The organism is Streptomyces sp. SID14478 (assembly GCF_010548525.1).
GTDB lineage: Bacteria > Actinomycetota > Actinomycetes > Streptomycetales > Streptomycetaceae > Streptomyces.
The window spans coordinates 1-3,195 of record NZ_JAAGMG010000488.1 but is presented as its reverse complement, the minus strand read 5'-3'; the positions used below and the strand labels follow the sequence as shown (position 1 = coordinate 3,195).

Here is a 3,195-nt window from a genome sequence, read left to right as displayed (position 1 = left end):
GTCCGGCGGCGGCAGCGAGCGCGAGCAGGAGGAGCGGGCCGCGCTCGCCGCCTTCTGCCCGGGCGCCGACCTGCGCCTGACCGTGCTCAAGCTGCCGGACGGCCGGATGCCCGCGCACTGGGAGGAGGCCAAGGCGGCGGTCGAGGAGCTGCGCGCGCAGAGCGACCCGGACCTCGTCCTCGCCCCGCGCACCGACGACGCGCACCAGGACCACCGCGGCCTCGCGCGGCTGCTGCCCACCGCGTTCCGCGACCACCTCGTGCTCGGCTACGAGATCGTCAAGTGGGACGGCGATCTCGGCCGCCCCTCGGCGTACCAGCCGCTGACGCCCGGGACCGCCGAGCAGAAGGTGCGGCTGCTGCAGGAGCACTACCCCTCGCAGCGGCACCGGCCCTGGTACGACCGGGAGGCCTTCCTCGGCCTCGCCAGCATCCGCGGAATCGAATGCCACGCGCGCTACGCGGAGGCGTTCGCCGTCACCAAACTCACGCTCGATCTCGGCACTTCCACTGTGGGGGAATGAACCTTGCGCGTACTGCTCACCGGACACCAGGGCTACTTGGGCACCGTGATGGCCCCGGTACTGGCCGCCGCCGGACACGAAGTCGTCGGTCTCGACGCCGGCCTGTTCGCCGACTGCGTCCTCGGCCCGCCGCCCGCGGACCCGTCCGGACACCGGGTCGACCTGCGCGACGTCACGGCCGAACACGTCGCCGGGGTGGACGCCGTGATCCACCTGGCCGCGCTCTCCAACGACCCGCTGGGATCGCTGGCCCCGGAGCTCACCTACGACATCAACCACCACGCCTCCGTACGGCTCGCCCGGCTCGCCCGCGAGGCCGGGGTCAGGCGCTTCCTGTACGCGTCGACGTGCTCCGTGTACGGCGCCGCGGGCGGCGACGAGCTGGTGGGCGAGGACGCCCCGCTGCGCCCCGTCACCCCGTACGCGGAGTCCAAGGTGCGGGTGGAGGACGACCTGCACGCGCTGGCCGACGACGACTTCACCCCGGTGTACATGCGCAACGCCACCGCCTTCGGCTACTCGCCCCGGCTGCGCGCCGACATCGTGCTGAACAACCTCGTGGGCCACGCACTGCTCTCCGGCGAGGTCCTGGTGATGTCCGACGGCACGCCCTGGCGGCCGCTGGTGCACGCCGGTGACATCGCACGGGCCTTCGCGGCCGCGCTGACCGCGCCCCGCGAAGCCGTGCACGACCGGGCGTTCAACATCGGCAGCGAGGTCAACAACGTCACGGTCGCCGAGATCGCCGAACAGGTCGCCGAGGCGGTGTCCGGCTCCAAGGTGAGGATCACCGGGGAGAACGGCGCCGACCCGCGCTCCTACCGGGTCGACTTCGCCCGCTTCCGCGCCGCGATCCCCGGCTTCGACTGCGAGTGGACGGTCAAGCGGGGCGCGCTCGAACTCTGCGACGCCTACCGGAACTTCGGGCTGACACGAGAGGACTTCGAGCAGCGCTTCACCCGCCTCGCCGTACTGCGCGCGGCGTCCGAGGCCGGCGCCGTCGACGACACCCTGCGGCGGCGCGCATGACCACGGCGGGCGCGCAGATGCACGCGCTGGTGGAGCGGCTGTACCCGCTGTGCCGGAGCATCACCGGCGACGGCGTGCGTGCCACCTTGGACATCGTCGGCGAGTACGTCCCGCTGCAGGTGCACGAGGTGCCCACCGGGGAGCAGGTGCTCGACTGGACGGTGCCGCAGGAGTGGAACATCCGGGACGCGTACGTCGCCGACCCCGCCGGCCGCAGGGTCGTCGACTTCGCGGCGTCCAGCCTTCATGTGCTCGGCTACAGCGTCCCGGTCGCGGCGACCATGCCCCTGTCCGAGCTGCGCGCGCACCTGCACACGCTGCCGGACCACCCCACCTGGGTGCCGTACCGCACCAGTTACTACAAACCGGACTGGGGGTTCTGCCTGGCCCAGGAGACCCTCGACGCGCTGCCGGACGGCGACTACGAGGTGCGCATCGACTCGACGCTCGCCGACGGCCACCTCACCTACGCCGAGCACGTGGTCCCCGGGCAGGTCCCCGACGAGGTGATCGTCTCCTGCCACGTCTGCCACCCGTCCCTGGCCAACGACAACCTGGCGGGCATCGCGGTGGCGACGTTCCTGGCCCGGGCGCTGGCCGAGCAGAACCCGTACTACACCTACCGGTTCATCTACGCGCCCGGCACCATCGGCGCGATCACCTGGCTGGCCCGCAACGCGCACCGGATCGACCAGGTCAAGCACGGGCTCGTGCTGGCCTGCGCCGGCGACCGGGGGCAGCTGACGTACAAGCAGAGCAGACGCGGCGACGCGGAGATCGACCGGGTGATGCGCCACGTCCTCGCCGCCTCCGAACGCCCGCACCACGTCAAGGAGTTCATGCCATACGGCTACGACGAGCGGCAGTACTGCTCACCCGGGTTCAACCTCGGCGTGGGCTCGCTCAGCCGGACCCCGTACGCCGACTACCCCGAGTACCACACCTCGGCGGACAACCCGGACTTCGTCTCCCCGGAGGCGATGGCGGACACCCTCGCGGTCTGCCGCGAGGCGTTCGCCGTCCTCGACCGCAACCGGAGCTACCTCAACCTCAGCCCCTACGGCGAACCACAGTTGGGCAGACGCGGGCTGTACGAGGCGCTCGGCGGCCGCAGCGACACCCAGCAGGCCCAGCTGGCCATGCTGTGGGTGCTCAGCCTCTCCGACGGGGCGCACAGTCTGCTGGACGTCGCCGAACGGTCCGGGCTGCCCTTCGACTCCGTCACCACCGCGGCCGACGCCCTCGGCGCGGCCGGGCTGATCAAGGCATGACGCCGATGACCACCGAAGGCGAGCCCGCCACGACCCCGGCGGCCACGGCGGGCGACGCGGGGAGGACCGCCAAGCGCGCCATGGTCGGCAGGCTGTCCTGGGGACTGGCCGACCAGGCCGCCTCCAGCGTGAGCAACTTCGCGGTGGGGATCTACGTCGCGCGCTCGCTCGGGCTGACCGCGTTCGGCGTGTTCAGCCTGGCCTGGGTGACCTACGGCGTGGTGCTCAGCGTCTCCCGGGGCCTGGCCACCGACCCGCTCGTGGTGCGCTTCAGCGCCGTGCCGCACGCGTCCTGGCGTGCGGCGGTGGCCCGGTCGTCCGGCACGGCGCTCGGCGTCGGCGCCGCCATCGGCGCGGCGTGCCTGGTGGTCG

At 72.4% G+C, this 3,195-nt stretch carries 3 protein-coding genes and 1 pseudogene; all 4 read left to right on the top strand.

What is annotated here, in order from left to right:
* Window positions 1-523: PIG-L family deacetylase (locus tag G3I40_RS16190; RefSeq protein ID WP_164302864.1), on the top strand; the 523-nt coding region annotated here is incomplete at its 5' end.
* A 3-nt stretch (window positions 524-526) separates the two neighbouring features.
* A complete protein-coding gene (locus tag G3I40_RS16185; protein ID WP_164302863.1) occupies window positions 527-1,552 on the top strand; it encodes an SDR family oxidoreductase in 1,026 nt (341 codons plus the stop codon).
* Window positions 1,549-2,823: a DUF4910 domain-containing protein gene (locus G3I40_RS16180; protein ID WP_164302862.1), complete on the top strand. Its 1,275-nt coding sequence runs from the start codon at window positions 1,549-1,551 to the stop codon at window positions 2,821-2,823. Before G3I40_RS16185 ends, G3I40_RS16180 begins: the two co-directional genes overlap by 4 nt.
* A pseudogene (locus G3I40_RS16175) lies at window positions 2,820-3,195 on the top strand (hypothetical protein); the annotation flags it as partial. The gene G3I40_RS16180 and the pseudogene G3I40_RS16175, both read left to right, overlap by 4 nt.

Bases quoted from the DNA above. Each gene is read 5' to 3' on its own strand.
- G3I40_RS16180 (WP_164302862.1), top strand. From the start codon at position 1,549: ATGACCACGGCGGGCGCGCAGATGCACGCGCTGGTGGAGCGGCTGTAC.